Raw genomic sequence first — 13,863 nt, forward strand, 5'->3', positions numbered from 1 at the left:
CGCCGTATTACCGAGCGCAGGCACTTTTCAGACAAGCCCTAGAGTCCTGTCACACGACAAAGGGCGCCGGAGTTTCCTCCGGCGCCCTTTATGCAAGCGGCTTGGAAAGCGTCTGCCTTCAGCCGGCTTCCCGATCCTGCATGTCCTGCAGGTACTCTTCGGCGAGGTTGGCCTTGGTGGCATCGTCGAAGACACGTCCGGCGAGCTGGAACACCTCCTGCTCTTCCTCGTCGAGGTGATGAGTGACCAGATGCTGCAGCTTCTTGGCGCTGGCAAGCCAGCCCGGTGAACTGTAGTCGGTCGTCTCGAGCGCCTCGATCAGCTCATCGATCTCGTGGTGCTCGGCCACGCTGTGCCGCGCCTTCTCCTGGGTCATGTCATGCTCCATCATCGGCATGTACAGGGCCCGCTCTTCTGCGCCAGCGTGGTTCTCGAGCTCCTCCTTGACGCGCTTGAACAGCTCATCGCGCCCGTCACTGTCGCCTTCGGTCTCCACCAGCAGTTCCAGCAGGCGGCGCTGCTTGTCGTGGCTCTCACGCAGGGCTTCAAAGATGGTCACGGATCTCTTCCTCCTTGTCGAAGCGAAGCCAGGATCGCGCCGTCGACGGCGTCTGTTCCATGGCGGTGTCACGGCTCTTCCATATACCAAACTTATACAAGGATGGTTATATTGTTCAAGATCCGCAACCCGAAGCCTACGATCGCCTAAGTCTACCGAGTCTGTCCGTGACTCCTTCTCCGCTTAAACAGAGACTTGCTGCCGGTCCGGCTGACGCCGGGTACGCAACCAGAGCATGGCACTGACGAAGTACACCAGGGTCGGCGGCACAATCCACCACTGATAGGTCTCGAGGAAATCTTCCGGCGCAGCGGCTCCCAGCCAGGGCCACAGCGACATGGCCAGAATCACCGCCAGGCAAGCCACCGCGACCACGAAGCTCGGCTGTCTGGTCGACACCGGAGCAGGCATCGCGGCCGGTTCGCTCTCGCTGACATCGATGGGACCATAGGCCTCCTCCCAGGGGTCTTGCGTGGAGCAACGAAGGCTCCCCATGACACGACACAGCAGCGGATAGGCGAAAAACGAAAGCGCCCACACCGGGATGAAGATGGTGAAAAGGTGCAGCGATCCTTGAAGCAGCAGTCCCAGCGCCAGCAACAATGCCCCGGCCCAGGTCAGTATCGCCGGCAGATTGTCCACACGCTGCTGCCGGTGGCGCCAGAACGGCGCTATTCCGAGGCGTGGCAGGACGAAGTGTTCAGCGGCGATGATCGCGCCGACCGGCGCCATCAGGATGATGAAATAGGACAGCACGTTGAGGAGTTGGGTAAACGCAAAGGGAAAGCAGGCTACTACCGTGGTGACCACGCCCACCGCCAGAGTGACACGGTCAGGATCGTGACGCGTGAACAGCGCCTGAAACGCGAGCCCCGCGCGATACAGACTTGGAATGGAGGTGGTCCAGCCGGCCACTACCACCGCCAGCAGCCCCATCGCCCCCAGTACGCGGAAGGCAACCGCGCCAGGATCCAGCTCTACCAGCGTCGACTTCAGCAACAGTGCCGCTGCCGCCCCCATCAAGCCCGCGCAAAGCCAGGCCATGAAGTGACCAATAAACATGCCCGAGGCAGAAAAGTAGCCGTAGGAGGCCTTGCGCGCGAACCGCAAGGTGCTCATGTCACTCATGCCCAGGTGCAGGGGCAGATTGACGCTCCAGGCCCAGGCCGCGATCACCCACACCGACAGGCCCGGATCACCCTCGGGAGTCACCCCGGTCCACACCAGCGCATCAAGCACATCGCCGAGACCGGTCAGGCCGTTTGCCGCCCCATGATCAAGCAATACCGGCAGGCACAGAATACCGCTGGCGAGAAAGAGCACGATCATCCAGGGCGCGCAGACACTGGCGAAGTTGGCGATCAGCTTGAAGCCTTTCATCACCATCCAGACCGTGACCGCCCCTACCGCCAGGGCCAGCGCAACGAAGCTCAGACTCTGTGGGTACCAGGCGGTCTGCGGCGGAATATCGGTCAGCACCCGAAAGGCCGAGGCCGACACCGTGATCATGGCGCCGCCGAGTATCATGAAGAACAAACCGTTGACCAGATTGAAGGCCGCCGAAAATCGGCGGCCGGCCACCCGGCCAAGGTAGTCGTACACGGTCATGCGAGCACGCACCGCCGCCGGTGCACAGACCCAGGCCCAGGAAAGCACCGCCATCAGGTTACCCAGGATCAGCCCCCAGATCAGGTCGCTGGTCCCTACCCCCAGCGACACCAGCGCGGCGCCGATGACGAACTCGGTACCGGCGATATGCTCACCGGAATACGCCGCCAGAAAGTACTTGCCGCTCAACTGCTGGCTGGGCGGCACTCGCTCAAGGCCGGCCGCTCCCGCCGAGCCGCGCGGCTCGGTCGATGTAGACTCGGTCATGATCTTGTTCTCTTCGGGGAATGTTGGCTGCCATCGGGAGTGAATGGCGATCCTGTCGCTGATGACGCGACAGGTGGCCTCTCGCACACCGTCACTCCCGACGCTTTGCCGTCACTGCCTGCCGCTCAGGCCTCCAGGTAGACGACCTGGGTGTGGGTGTACTCGTAGAGTCCGTGCTTGCCGTCGGCGCCGCCGATGCCGGACTTGCGCACCCCGGCGTGGAAGCCCTGCATAGCCTCGAAGTTTTCGCGGTTGATGTAGGTCTCGCCGTAGTCGATCTCGCGGCAGGCACGCATGGCGTTGGCCAGGCTGCGGGTATAGATCGAAGAGGTCAGGCCGTACTCGGAGTCGTTGGCCAGGGCGATAGCCTCGTCCATGTCCTCCACCACCTGAATGGGCAGCACCGGGCCGAAGATCTCCTGACGCATGATGGCCATGTCGTCGCGGCAACCGGCCAGCACCGTGGGTCGATAGTGATGCCCCTTGCCCAGATCAGCGACGCTGCCTCCGCTGACCAATTCGGCGCCCTCTCCTACCGCCTGCTTCACCATCGCATCGACCTTGGTCAGGCCTGCCTGATTGATCAACGGCCCCATTTCCACGTCGGGCTGGGCCAGAGGATCGCCATAGGTGGTGGCGTCCATCGCCCGGGACATTCGCTCGATGAACTCGTCGGCCACGCTGCGCTGGACATAGACCCGTTCGGCGCAGTTGCAGACCTGGCCGGTATTGATAATGCGCGAGGCGCGGATGGCCTTCACCGCCAGCTCAAGATCGGCGTCACCGAGGACGATGGCCGGCGCCTTGCCACCAAGCTCGAGATTGAGCTTGGTCAGGTGGCGCGAGGCACTCTGCATGATCCGTGAACCGGTGGCGACGCTGCCGGTAAAGCTGATCAGGTCGACCCGTGAACTGTCGCTGAGCGCCTGCCCGACGCTGCCACCGGTACCACTGACCACGTTGAATACGCCCCTGGGCAGCCCCACCTCCTCGACGATGCGGGCAAAGGCGAAGCAGTTGTTGGGCGTCTCTTCGCTGGGCTTGATGACGATGGTATTGCCGGTCACAAGGGCCGGCGCCATCTTGCGGGCGATCAGGAAAAACGGGAAGTTCCAGGGCAGTATTCCTGCCACCACCCCCAGAGGCTTTCGCAGCATCAGGATGGTCTCGTTGGGCCGATCGCTCTCGATCACCTCGCCTTCGATGCGCCGCGCCCACTCGGCCATGTAATCCAGGTAGTCGGCGGTGAAGTTCACCTCCACCTCGGCCAGACCGCTCACCTTGCCCTGCTCCTCGGTGATCATGCGCGAAAGCCGTGGTACGTCCTGACGAATACGTTCGGCGATTCGGCGCAGGTAGCCGGCCCGCTCGATCGCCGGCAACGCCGCCCAGGCTTTCTGGGCATCACGTGCCGCACCGATGGCTCGCTCCACCTGCTCACCGTCGGATTCGGGAATGCGTGACAGCAGATCGCCATTGGCCGGGTTGAACACCTCCAGGTGGTCGGGCGAGTCGACGAAGGCGCCGTCGATAAAGTTCTGGTGAGTCGGAATCTGGCTCATGTCTGTGTTCCTGTCTTGTCGTTGTCGGATGGTGTGGTGGGACGAGTCTGCGTCAGTAGGTGCGCGAAGCGCCCGCGGTAGCGCTGCCCCCCGCCGCCTCGTCAAACCTCGCCAGTGACGCCCTCGCCGCCTGGCGCAGCAGGCTGACATCGATCGACACGGCGACGAAGTCGCAGCCAAGGCCGATGTAGCGGCGGGCATCGTCTTCCTGCGGGGCGAGGATCCCCACCGCCTTGCCCGCCGCCTTGACGGTCTCGATGGTGGCAGCGATCGCCTGCTGCACCTCGGGATGGCCCGGATCACCGGGGTGTCCCAGCGCCGACGAAAGATCCGCGGGGCCGATGAACACCGCATCCACGCCCTCCACCGCAGCGATGGCGGCGGCATTGTCGACGCCGGCGGCGGATTCGACCTGTACGATCAGACACAGCTCCCGATGGGCCAACGTCAGATAGTCCTCGACATCGTCCCACCGCGTGGCCCGCACCAGCCCGCCACCGACACCCCGCTTGCCATGAGGCGGATAGCGCATGGCCGCCACCAGCGCGCGCGCCTGGGCCTCTGTTTCCACCATGGGCACCATCAGCGTCTGGGTCCCGATGTCGAGCAACTGCTTGATCAACGACGGGTCGTGATTGACGCAGCGCACCACCGGCGCCACCGGATACCCCGCCACCGCCTGCAGCTGGGCCAGAATCTGGGGCACCGTATTAGGCGCATGCTCGCCGTCGATCAGCATCCAGTCGTAGCCAAGGCCCGCCTCGATTTCGGCGCAGTAGCCGCTGGCAAAGCCGGACCACAGTCCGAACTGGACGGCATCGCGCTCAAGACCGGCGCGAAAACGGTTGTCGGGAAGTTGCATGGTCAAGCTCCAGGTCAAGGTCGTGTGTCCATTACTATCAAGGCCGCTGTGGTGTCGCCGTCGCTACTGCAGGTTGACGAACATGCCACCATCTACCAGCAGCGAGGCGCCGGTGACGTAGCGGGCCATGTTGGAGGCCAGAAAGACGATGGGTCCGGCCAGGTCGTCCGGGTTTCCGAGACGTCCCAGCGGCGTCCGCGACTCCATGTACTGGCGTTTTCCGTCGTCGCTGAGATCGTCTCGATTGATGTCGGTCTCGATGGTGCCGGGCAGCACCGCGTTGCAGCGAATGCCGTAGGGCCCCAGCGCCACCGCGCAGGACTGCATCAGCGATAGCAGGCCAGCTTTCGTCGGCGTGTAGTGGGTCTGCATGGCGCCGCCCACCAGGGCGCTGATCGAACTGACCGCAATGATCGCCCCGCCTCGGCCCTGCTCCTTCATTTGCCTGGCCGCCGCCTGAACCGCGAAGTAGGCACCGTTGAGGTTGGTATCCACGGTCTTCAGGTAGGTCTCCCGGGGCATGTCGAGAAAGCTGTGGAAGGGGCAGATGCCGGCATTGTTGACGAACACGTCGACGCCGCCGAAGTGCTCCACCGCCGCTGCCACCAGCGCCTCGCCGGTGTCAGGATCTTCTGCCGGGGCACCCACGGCCACGGCCTTTCGCCCCAGCGCTTCAATCTGTTGAATCAATTCATCGACCTGGCCCTTGCTGGAAGGACTACCGCTGTAGCCGATGACCAGATCAGCACCCTGGCGGGCACACTCCAGCGCCGCTGCGGCACCGATGCCGCGCGAGGCACCGGTGATGATGACGGTCTTGTCGTTGAGCAACATGGCGTTCTCCTGAAATAGAGGGGTCAAAGCATCCAGATGGGCCGGAGGCGGCGAGCGAGATACCGCTCACAGTCGATAGCAGCGTCTGGCGTTGTCGCGGAACAGGGCATCGCGTTCGCTGTCGGAGACGCCCGTCACGATCTCGAGGTAGGTCCGCCAGATGTCTTCATAGCCGGCGTACAGGCCGTCCACCGGGAAGTTGGAGGCGAACATGGCCCGCTCGATACCGAAGGCATCGATGGCCTCCCACACCAGTGGCACTACCGCGTCTCGCGTCCACCGATGGTCGAGCATGCCGAAGCCACTGAGCTTGATCATGACGTTGTCGCAGGCCGCCAGCTCACGTAGCCCATCCCTCCAGGCACGCCAGCCATCGAGATGCTGTCGGTCCACGTACATACCCGCGTGATTGAGCACGAAAAGGATGTCGTCGCATTCACGTGCCAGCGCAGCCGCCTGGGGCATCTGGCTCGGGTAGATCTGCAGGTCGAAGGACAGCCCCCGCGATGCCAGCATGCGTAGATTGCTTCGCCAGCCTGGCTCGCTGACGTAGTCACGCCCCACGTAGTCGAACAGTGGATCGTCATGAACGTTCAGGATCTGACGTACGCCACATACCCGATCGCTCAGCTCGCGCTGAGCATCGAGCTGCTCTTCGGCATCCCCACGTGACAGGTCGACCCCGACCACCAGAGCATCGGGCGCCAGCCGTGCTCCGCTGGCGATCACCTCGGCCAACCAGCGGGTTTCCGCCACCGGATCGACCGCATCGGCCTCCACGTGGACGCAGGCCTGGATATCGACCTCACCTCGCGCGCGCTCAAGATCCTCCGGCAGATGATCCTGCGCCATCGGCGAGTAGTCCCCCAGCAGATTGGGTACCGGGTTTTCCAGCCAGGGCTGGTTACCGCTGGCCAGTGACCAATAGTGGAGATGGGGATCGACGATCGAGATGGCGCTCATGAGGTGGCTCCTGGAACGAAGGCAAAGACTTCCTCGAGATCCACCACAACAGGCGAATCGTCTGGATGGGTGTCCATGATATCGGCCATGTGTGCCCACCAGCGACGCATGACGGGGAGCTCCGGCAAGTCATCGACGGAGTGGCCCTCGGCCAGCTGCATCACCGCGAACAGGGCGTGGCGATCGCCGTCCAGAAAGATCCGGTAGTCAATCACCCCGGCGTCGCCCAGCGCCTGGCCCAACTCCGGCCACAACGCATCGTGGCGACGGCGGTACTCCTGATGCTGGCCGGGGAACAGGTTCATGCGAAAGGCTTTCAATTCCATGGGGCCTCCCTGACGTCACCATCGACGCCGCTGCTCAATGGGTATAGGGACGGCTGAGCTCGCATTCGGGATTCAGGCGAACCCCGAAACCCGGCTTGTCCAGCGCCGACACAGACATCCGGCCCTGGCTCGGTACTGGCTCATCGAGCAGCAGCGGATGGAACATCGGCACGACCTCATCGGCCTTGGGCGCCATCATCAGGAATTCGGCAAAGGGACTGTTGTGGCGGGTGATAACGAAGTGATAGCTGTACACCGAGGAGCCATGCGGCACGACCAGCTTGTTGTGGGCATCGGCCAGCGCCGAGATCTTGATCAATTCGGTTACCCCACCGCACCAGCCCACGTCAGGCTGAATGACATCGCAGCAGTCCATTTCCATCAGCAGGCGGAAGCCCCAACGGGTGGCCTCGTGCTCACCGGTGTTGACCAGCATCCCCTTGGGCACATTACGCTTGAGCTCGGCATAGCCCCAGTAATCGTCCGGCGGCAGGGCCTCCTCGATCCACTTGAGCCCCAGATCGCTCGCTCCATGAGCCAGTCGTGTAGCGTAGTTCACATCCAGGCTCATCCAGCAGTCGTACATCAGCCAGAAGTCGTCACCGACACGCGAGCGCATCTCGGCCAGATGCTCAAGGTTGCGGGTCAGCCCCTCATTGCCTTCGGCAGGGCCATGTGCAAGCGGCATCTTGCCACCGATAAAACCCATGTCCCTGGCCAGATCCGGGCGCGCGCCAGTGGCGTAGAACTGCAGCTCGTCGCGCACGGCGCCCCCCAGCAGTTCGTGTACCGGCTCGCCGCGCACCTTGCCGAGCAGGTCCCAGAGGGCCAGGTCGACCCCGGAGATAGTGTTGATCACGACGCCCTTGCGACCATAGAACAGGGTGGCGTTGAACATCTGATCCCACATCTTCTCGATCTCGGTGATCTTGCGACCTTCGAGAAACCTCGCCAGATGTCGCTCGACGATAAAGGCGCCGATCTCGCCGGCGGTGGTCACCGCGAAGCCCACAGTGCCATCGCTGGCCTCCACCTCCACCACCAGGGTGCCCAGCACATTGAGCCCGAAGCTGCGGCGATTCATCCGGTATTCCGGATACTTGCTCATGGGTGTGGAGATCTGCCCGTCGATCCAGTGTCCTTCGGCCTGGTCATGGTAGTCGGCACCGCCGCCGCGAACGGTGTAGGCGCGAACCTGCTTGATGGTGACATCGGTCATGCGATTCTCCCTCGGATAATGCGCTTGGAATGACTCCTTTCTAGCCAACTCGTGGTCGTCGACACCAATCGAAAAGGCGGCTCTTCTGATACCTTTTTGTTATTGGATGAGGGCAATACCCGTGCCTAGGCGGCCCTCGGCAACCTCCCGCTTATCGCTCTCTAATAATGATTTCGACCAATGTCTAAGGCATCAGCACGCGCTACCTGATCATAATCTTTAGGTATCACTTCCCACTCCAAGGAGATTCGATGGAGGCCTATCAGGCCCTGCTGGCACGCCTGCGCTACAAGCATCTCTTGATGATCGCGACCCTCGGTCGCCGCAAGAACCTTCACCAGACCGCCGACGCCATGCACATGTCCCAGCCGGCCGCCACGCGCATGCTGGGTGAAATCGAACGGGCTTTCGGCTGCCAGCTGTTCAAGCGCACGTCGCGGGGCATGTTGCCTACCAGTGTCGGGGAGATGCTGATCGACTTTGCCGACAACGCCCTGGCGCGCCTCGACCGCTGTGCCGAGGAGGTTCGTCGTCACCAGTTGGGCGGCCAGGGGCAACTGGCGTTGGGCGCCATCATGGGCGCAGCGCCGGATCTGGTCGCCGATGCCATCATCGCGCTAAAGCGCGACCGACCGCTATTGCAGATACGACTGATGGGCGAAACCAGCGACCAACTGGCCGAGCTGCTTGATCAGGGCAAGATAGAGTTGGCCATTGCCCGCTACACCACCGCCTCGCAACACAACGCCTTCGACTTCGAGGCGCTCGGCGAAGAAACCCTGCTGACGGTCGTGCGGCGCGGACACCCCTTGCTTGAGCCAGAGCTCCCTCCGCTGTCCGCATTGCTGGACGACTGGCCCTGGCTGCTGCAACCGCTGAGTACACCGGCTCGCCAGGCAGTAGAAAAGGCGTTCGAGGTTCAAGGCCTGGTCTCCCCCCGCGACGTGATCGAGTGCGGCTCGATTTTCGCCGCCTTGCAGTTGGTACAGCGCAGCGACTGCCTGATGGTGATGTCGGAGAGCGTGCTGAGTGAACACCTGGCCATGGGCCATATTCAGGCCCTGCCGCTGTCGCTAGGACGCACCCTGGCGCCCTACGGCCTGATGACCCGCAAGGGAAGCTTGCTTAGTGAACCAGCGAGAGCGCTTTGCGAACGCTTGAGGACGCTAGCCGGTCGGGCTCGTCCAGGAGACGCCAGGTAGCGACCGCCAGCACTGGGACGAACGTCATTTTCGGGCGGACCCAATTGGCAAATTCTTGCTCGGTACGTGCCAAATCGTGCGGCTTCGGGAACACCTCGAGTCGCACCGACAGGTTGGCGGTTAGCATCCGACAGAGGCTGTGTCGACTGACCACAAACTCTGAGGTCAGCCGCCCTGAGTCGGCAATCCCGGCTACAGTGTGTGGGCAGCAAGGAGCGGGGGGAGGGGACGATGGTAGCTTGCCCAGTCACTCGGAAGCTGCGTTACTGTACATGGACACGCAATAGCGGGAGGACACCCTGCCTTGAGAGCCAGCATTCGACTTGCCGTCATGGCCTCATGCATCGTGCTTTCTGCCCGAGCCGCCGACTCCTCTCCTCTGACGTCAGGACAGACCCTCTACCAGCAGGGAACCCACGGCGAGTCACCTCATCCCTCCTGTGCAAGCTGCCACGGTGTCGATGGCCTGGGGATCGATGGCACTGCACCCGCTGTCCATTGGACGGCATTGACCAGCGAAGACCACCAGCCTGGCTATGATCGAACGAGTCTGCTGAAGGCACTGAGTCAGGGCATCGCTCCCGATCAACGCCGACTGTCTGCGCAGATGCCACGTTACGCGCTGGACGACGACGTTCTGGACTCGCTGATCGACCACCTGCAACAGCTCTCGGCGGCGGCGGACACCGGCATCGAACCCACACGTGTGCTGGTGGGCATCTCCGGAAATTCGGACCTGGATATCGGCTTCAGCGCGGCCATTGCTGCCTTCAATAGCCAGGGCGGCGCTTTTGGTCGACGTATCGAGGTGACGACGCGGCCTGACGTGTTGACGACCCTGACCGAGATCGACAACCGGCTGGAAGAGCGCTTGCAGACGGCCTGCCTGGTGGCCGCCGTCAAGGAAGTGCGCAATACCAGCGCACAGCGCGTGGGCCTGCTCGGTCGCCCTGGCGATGAATTTCGCTTTCGGCTGATGACCATGAGTCTTCCGCTCTCGGCGGCAGCCGATGTGACCCTGGTCGCCAGCGACAATATTGTCGACGAACTGGAAAATGGTGAATTGCTGGACACCCCCAGAACCCTGGTCGGTTGTCTGGATCATCTCGGCGAACACGCCGCTGCCCTGGCAGAAGCCGGCCATGAGGTTATCCTCGCCATACCGCACCAGGACGCCCTGAGCTGGGCCGCCCTCCACGATCAGGGGCCCGAAGCCCTGCGCGGCTACGCCCTTGGCGCCCTGCTCGGAGAAGCCCTGGCTGCAGCGGGGGCCGATCTGACACCGGAGCGATTGAACAAGGCACTCGAGAGCATTGCTCTGACGGCCCAGACCGTCTATCTGGAACCTCGCTTCACCCCGAGGTATCTGCTCAGCCCGCCGTGATCAGACGCGCCGTCAGATACATGCCCAGGGCAAAGACGATATGGCCCACCACGTTGTTCATGCGGGCGAGGCTCGGGTTGGGAGCGCCCGAGCAGGCAACTCCCACTCCCATGCCAGGCTGCAGGATGAACCAGCCCGCGCCTACCGTCACCAGGCCCACGATCAAGGCCGGGCCAAAGGTCGGTGCCAACGCCCAGCCATCTCCCCACACCAACAACAGCGCCAAGGCAAAGCTCACGCCCACGACGTAGTGCATGATCCAGCCGATGGCGAGCTCCCCTCCGATCGCAGGCGAGGAAGCGACCCCCTGCCGATGGACCAGTCTCCCCTTGGGCAAGCCCGAAAACCAACGGCCGACCAGATGCCAGGGTGGCAGTGGTTGCCCTATCGACTTGTTCAACAGCCAATTCCACAGATCAAGCAGGGCAGTCCCGCCGACACCGATCACCAGGGCAAGACCAAGCGTATCGAACATCCCTTTCTCCTGACACTGGACTCCATCAATCGCCCTGGAGCCGAAGGCATAAGCGCCCGTCACACGATCGGCGTCATCACCGACGCGCGCAGGCCAAGCTGAAAAATACAGGCAAGACAATCGCCCTGCCGAGATAGCATCGACCTGCCCCGCCTTCTTCATGCTGCTTCAAGCAAGCCTCAGCGCCTGATCGAGATCCTCGAGCAGGTCTTCCACCTCCTCGAGCCCTATCGACAATCTCAACATGCTATCCGAAATACCTCTGCGCTGGCGTTCTTCGTCGCTCAAGTCCACGTGGGTGGTCGTGCGGGGCTGAGTCACCAGACTTTCGGCGCCACCCAGGCTTGGTGCCAGGGCAAACCAGCGAAGCGATTCCGCGATCTTCTCCGTCAACGAAAGGTCCGCCTCCAGCTCGAGCGTCAACATGCCTCCGAACCCACGCATCTGCCGCCTGGCCACCTCGTGCCCGGGGTGACTCGTCAGGCCAGGATAGTGGACACGACGTACCGCCGCATGCGATTGCAGCGCTTCGGCGATCGTCTGGGCCGAACGGTTGTGCTGCGCCACTCGAACCGACAGGGTCTTGAGGCTTCGCGACAACAATGACGCTGTCTGCGGCGATGGTGCACTGCCCAGAGACTGACGCCACCAATCGATAGGCTCCAGCAACGCACGAGTGCCCATCACCGCCCCTGCGGTGAGATCACTGTGCCCTCCCAGATATTTGGTGGCACTGTGCACCACCAGATCGGCGCCGAGTGGCAGCGGCAGCTGGTTGACCGGCGTGGCAAAGGTATTGTCCACCACCACCAGTGCGCCATGGGCGTGCGCCTGCTTCGCCAGCTTTTCGATATCGGTGATGGCAAGGGTCGGGTTGCTCGGTGTCTCCACGAAGACCAGACCAACGCCCTCGCGTAGCCTCCGCTCGAGAGCGTCGCCTTCATCGTCCAAAACCAGGTCGACGGGATAACCGAGGCTTGGCAATCCCTTCGACATCAGCCCCAGAGTGCCACCGTAGATCTCACCGTAGCCCACCACCCCTTTCTTGCCGTGGGCCAGCAGCAAGGCGCTGATGGCCCCCATCCCTGCACTGAAACTCAGGGCGGCCTCGGCCCCCTCCAGTCCTGCCAACACATCCTCGAGGGCGTACAGCGTCGGATTCATGCCATAGCGCGAATAAAATCCTCCACGCTTCTTCCCTTCTCCGACCTCTCGCAGAGAGGCCGTATCATCGAAGGCGAAGGTCGTGGTGTCGTAGATCGGCATATGGGAACTGCCGAAGGGATCACGCTGTTGCTGGCCATGGATGGTGCGCGTCGCCAGCCCGTAGCGGTCGAGACGGGGCATGCTGCCTCCTTTGTGAGCTTGCAAGCCAATCACCGTCTGACCAACCTAGCGTGAAAGCAGACACTTCACCAGAGACGCGTGCCCAAGCACCCGCCGCCGAGATATTCACGGGTTCAGTCTCGGAGGCCGTTCTCAGCAGCCGTCACCGCGCTTAAAAGGCGTTCAGCGGGATCTTGAGGTAGCGACGGCCGTTGGACTCTGCCTTGGGCAAACGTCCTCCCAGAATATTCACCTGGAGTGATGGCAGCATCAGCGCAGGCATCGGCAAGTCCTGGTCGCGTCCATTGCGCATGGCGATGTAGCCGGCCTCGTGCTGACCCTGGAGATGGATGTTGTCACGGCGCTGCTCAGCCACCGTGCTCTCCCACCGGGGCTCCCGGCCTCCGGGGCGATAGTCGTGCCCGGTAAATATGCGGGTATCTTCCGGCAAGGCAAGCAGATCCTGTATCGACTGCCACAAGGCCTGAGCGTCGCCACCGGGAAAGTCTGCCCGGGCCGTGCCGAAGTCAGGCTGAAACAGGGTGTCGTGGACGAAGGCAGCATCACCGACGCGGTAGGTCACCGACGCCAGGGTATGCCCGGGAGAGAACATCACTTCGACCTCGAGACTACCGATGGAGAAGCGATCCCCCTCGGCCCACAGCCTGTCCCACTGGCTACCGTCGCAGGCGAGCTCCGGCCAATGATAGATATCCTTCCACAGCGCCTGTACCTCGGTGATCTTCTGCCCAATCGCCGTCGGCGCCCCCGTCTGCTGCTTGAGATACTGCGCCGCCGACAGATGATCGGCATGGGGATGGGTATCCAGCACCCACTCCACTTCGAGGCCGTGCTCCTTCACGTAGCCAAGCAGTTCATCCGCGCTGGCGGTGGACGTCGCACCGGAGGCCGCATCGAAATCAAGCACCGGATCGATGATGGCACACCGTCTGGTATCGGGGTCCGCGACCACGTACTGGACGCTCGATGTCGCGGTATCGAAGAACCCCGTCACCTGTGGCCGTCCCTCGGAATGACGAATTCGTTGCATCTGGCACCTCCTTCGCTCTGTGTACGATGAATATGCCATTTCGATCTTTCTTTAGCACCTTTGTTCCATCCAGAGCAGCATTCCGCATGGGAAGCAGAAACGAAAGAAGCCCAACTCCTCTCGGAATTGGGCTTCTTCTAAAGAAAATCCTGACGATGACGCTTAGACAGCAAGGTCGCTCGCATGGGGGTGAGTCACCCCAGCGCTCTTTACAAGGGCTGCAGC

The 13,863-nt window shown here is 62.6% G+C and carries 13 protein-coding genes; 2 read left to right on the plus strand and 11 right to left on the minus strand.

Annotated features, from left to right (window positions below; all coding sequences use genetic code 11):
- Nucleotides 1–118 precede the first annotated feature (118 nt).
- From RBB39_RS20570 to rhmD, 8 genes are all read right to left on the minus strand, one after another.
- Nucleotides 119–559, minus strand: coding sequence for a hemerythrin domain-containing protein (locus RBB39_RS20570; RefSeq protein ID WP_045994948.1), 441 nt, complete (start codon nt 557–559; stop codon nt 119–121).
- A gap of 183 nt (nt 560–742) precedes the next feature.
- Nucleotides 743–2,434 carry a hypothetical protein gene (locus tag RBB39_RS20575; RefSeq protein WP_306169369.1) on the minus strand — a complete coding sequence of 564 codons (1,692 nt, stop codon included), beginning with the start codon at nt 2,432–2,434 and terminating at the stop codon, nt 743–745.
- A 125-nt stretch (nt 2,435–2,559) separates the two neighbouring features.
- Entirely contained in the window at nt 2,560–3,996 is a 1,437-nt protein-coding gene (gene aldA / locus RBB39_RS20580; protein WP_045994947.1) for an aldehyde dehydrogenase, read from the minus strand.
- Between the two features lie 52 nt (nt 3,997–4,048).
- A complete protein-coding gene (locus tag RBB39_RS20585) occupies nt 4,049–4,858 on the minus strand; it encodes an aldolase/citrate lyase family protein (RefSeq protein ID WP_045994946.1) in 810 nt (269 codons plus the stop codon).
- A 63-nt stretch (nt 4,859–4,921) separates the two neighbouring features.
- Nucleotides 4,922–5,692: an SDR family NAD(P)-dependent oxidoreductase gene (locus RBB39_RS20590; RefSeq protein WP_306169370.1), complete on the minus strand. Its 771-nt coding sequence runs from the start codon at nt 5,690–5,692 to the stop codon at nt 4,922–4,924.
- Between the two features lie 66 nt (nt 5,693–5,758).
- Nucleotides 5,759–6,655 carry an amidohydrolase gene (locus RBB39_RS20595; protein ID WP_239452628.1) on the minus strand — a complete coding sequence of 299 codons (897 nt, stop codon included), beginning with the start codon at nt 6,653–6,655 and terminating at the stop codon, nt 5,759–5,761.
- A complete protein-coding gene (rhaM, locus tag RBB39_RS20600) occupies nt 6,652–6,981 on the minus strand; it encodes an L-rhamnose mutarotase (protein ID WP_204249007.1) in 330 nt (109 codons plus the stop codon). Before rhaM ends, RBB39_RS20595 begins: the two co-directional genes overlap by 4 nt.
- A gap of 34 nt (nt 6,982–7,015) precedes the next feature.
- Nucleotides 7,016–8,200, minus strand: a complete 1,185-nt coding sequence (rhmD, locus tag RBB39_RS20605; RefSeq protein WP_045994944.1) for an L-rhamnonate dehydratase — start codon at nt 8,198–8,200, stop codon at nt 7,016–7,018.
- Nucleotides 8,201–8,451: 251 nt separating this feature from the next.
- On the opposite strand from rhmD, the gene RBB39_RS20610 reads away from it, so the two are divergent.
- Both RBB39_RS20610 and RBB39_RS20615 read left to right on the plus strand, forming a co-directional pair.
- Nucleotides 8,452–9,402: a LysR family transcriptional regulator gene (locus RBB39_RS20610; RefSeq protein ID WP_045994943.1), complete on the plus strand. Its 951-nt coding sequence runs from the start codon at nt 8,452–8,454 to the stop codon at nt 9,400–9,402.
- 304 nt (nt 9,403–9,706) lie between these two features.
- A complete protein-coding gene (locus tag RBB39_RS20615; RefSeq protein WP_157033138.1) occupies nt 9,707–10,786 on the plus strand; it encodes a cytochrome c in 1,080 nt (359 codons plus the stop codon).
- Here the strand turns inward: RBB39_RS20615 and RBB39_RS20620 are convergent.
- The 3 genes from RBB39_RS20620 to RBB39_RS20630 form a co-directional block, all read right to left on the minus strand.
- Nucleotides 10,773–11,261, minus strand: coding sequence for a DUF2938 family protein (locus RBB39_RS20620; RefSeq protein WP_045994941.1), 489 nt, complete (start codon nt 11,259–11,261; stop codon nt 10,773–10,775). The two genes, RBB39_RS20615 and RBB39_RS20620, sit on opposite strands and share 14 nt — an antisense overlap.
- Nucleotides 11,262–11,429: 168 nt before the next feature.
- Complete coding sequence (locus RBB39_RS20625; protein ID WP_306169371.1) at nt 11,430–12,608, minus strand: PLP-dependent aspartate aminotransferase family protein; 1,179 nt, start codon at nt 12,606–12,608, stop codon at nt 11,430–11,432.
- Nucleotides 12,609–12,759: 151 nt separating this feature from the next.
- Complete coding sequence (locus tag RBB39_RS20630) at nt 12,760–13,638, minus strand: MBL fold metallo-hydrolase (RefSeq protein WP_045994939.1); 879 nt, start codon at nt 13,636–13,638, stop codon at nt 12,760–12,762.
- Nucleotides 13,639–13,863: the final 225 nt, after the last annotated feature.

The organism is Halomonas sp. MMSF_3323, from assembly GCF_030733595.1.
GTDB classification, from domain to species: Bacteria; Pseudomonadota; Gammaproteobacteria; order Pseudomonadales; family Halomonadaceae; genus Halomonas; species Halomonas litopenaei.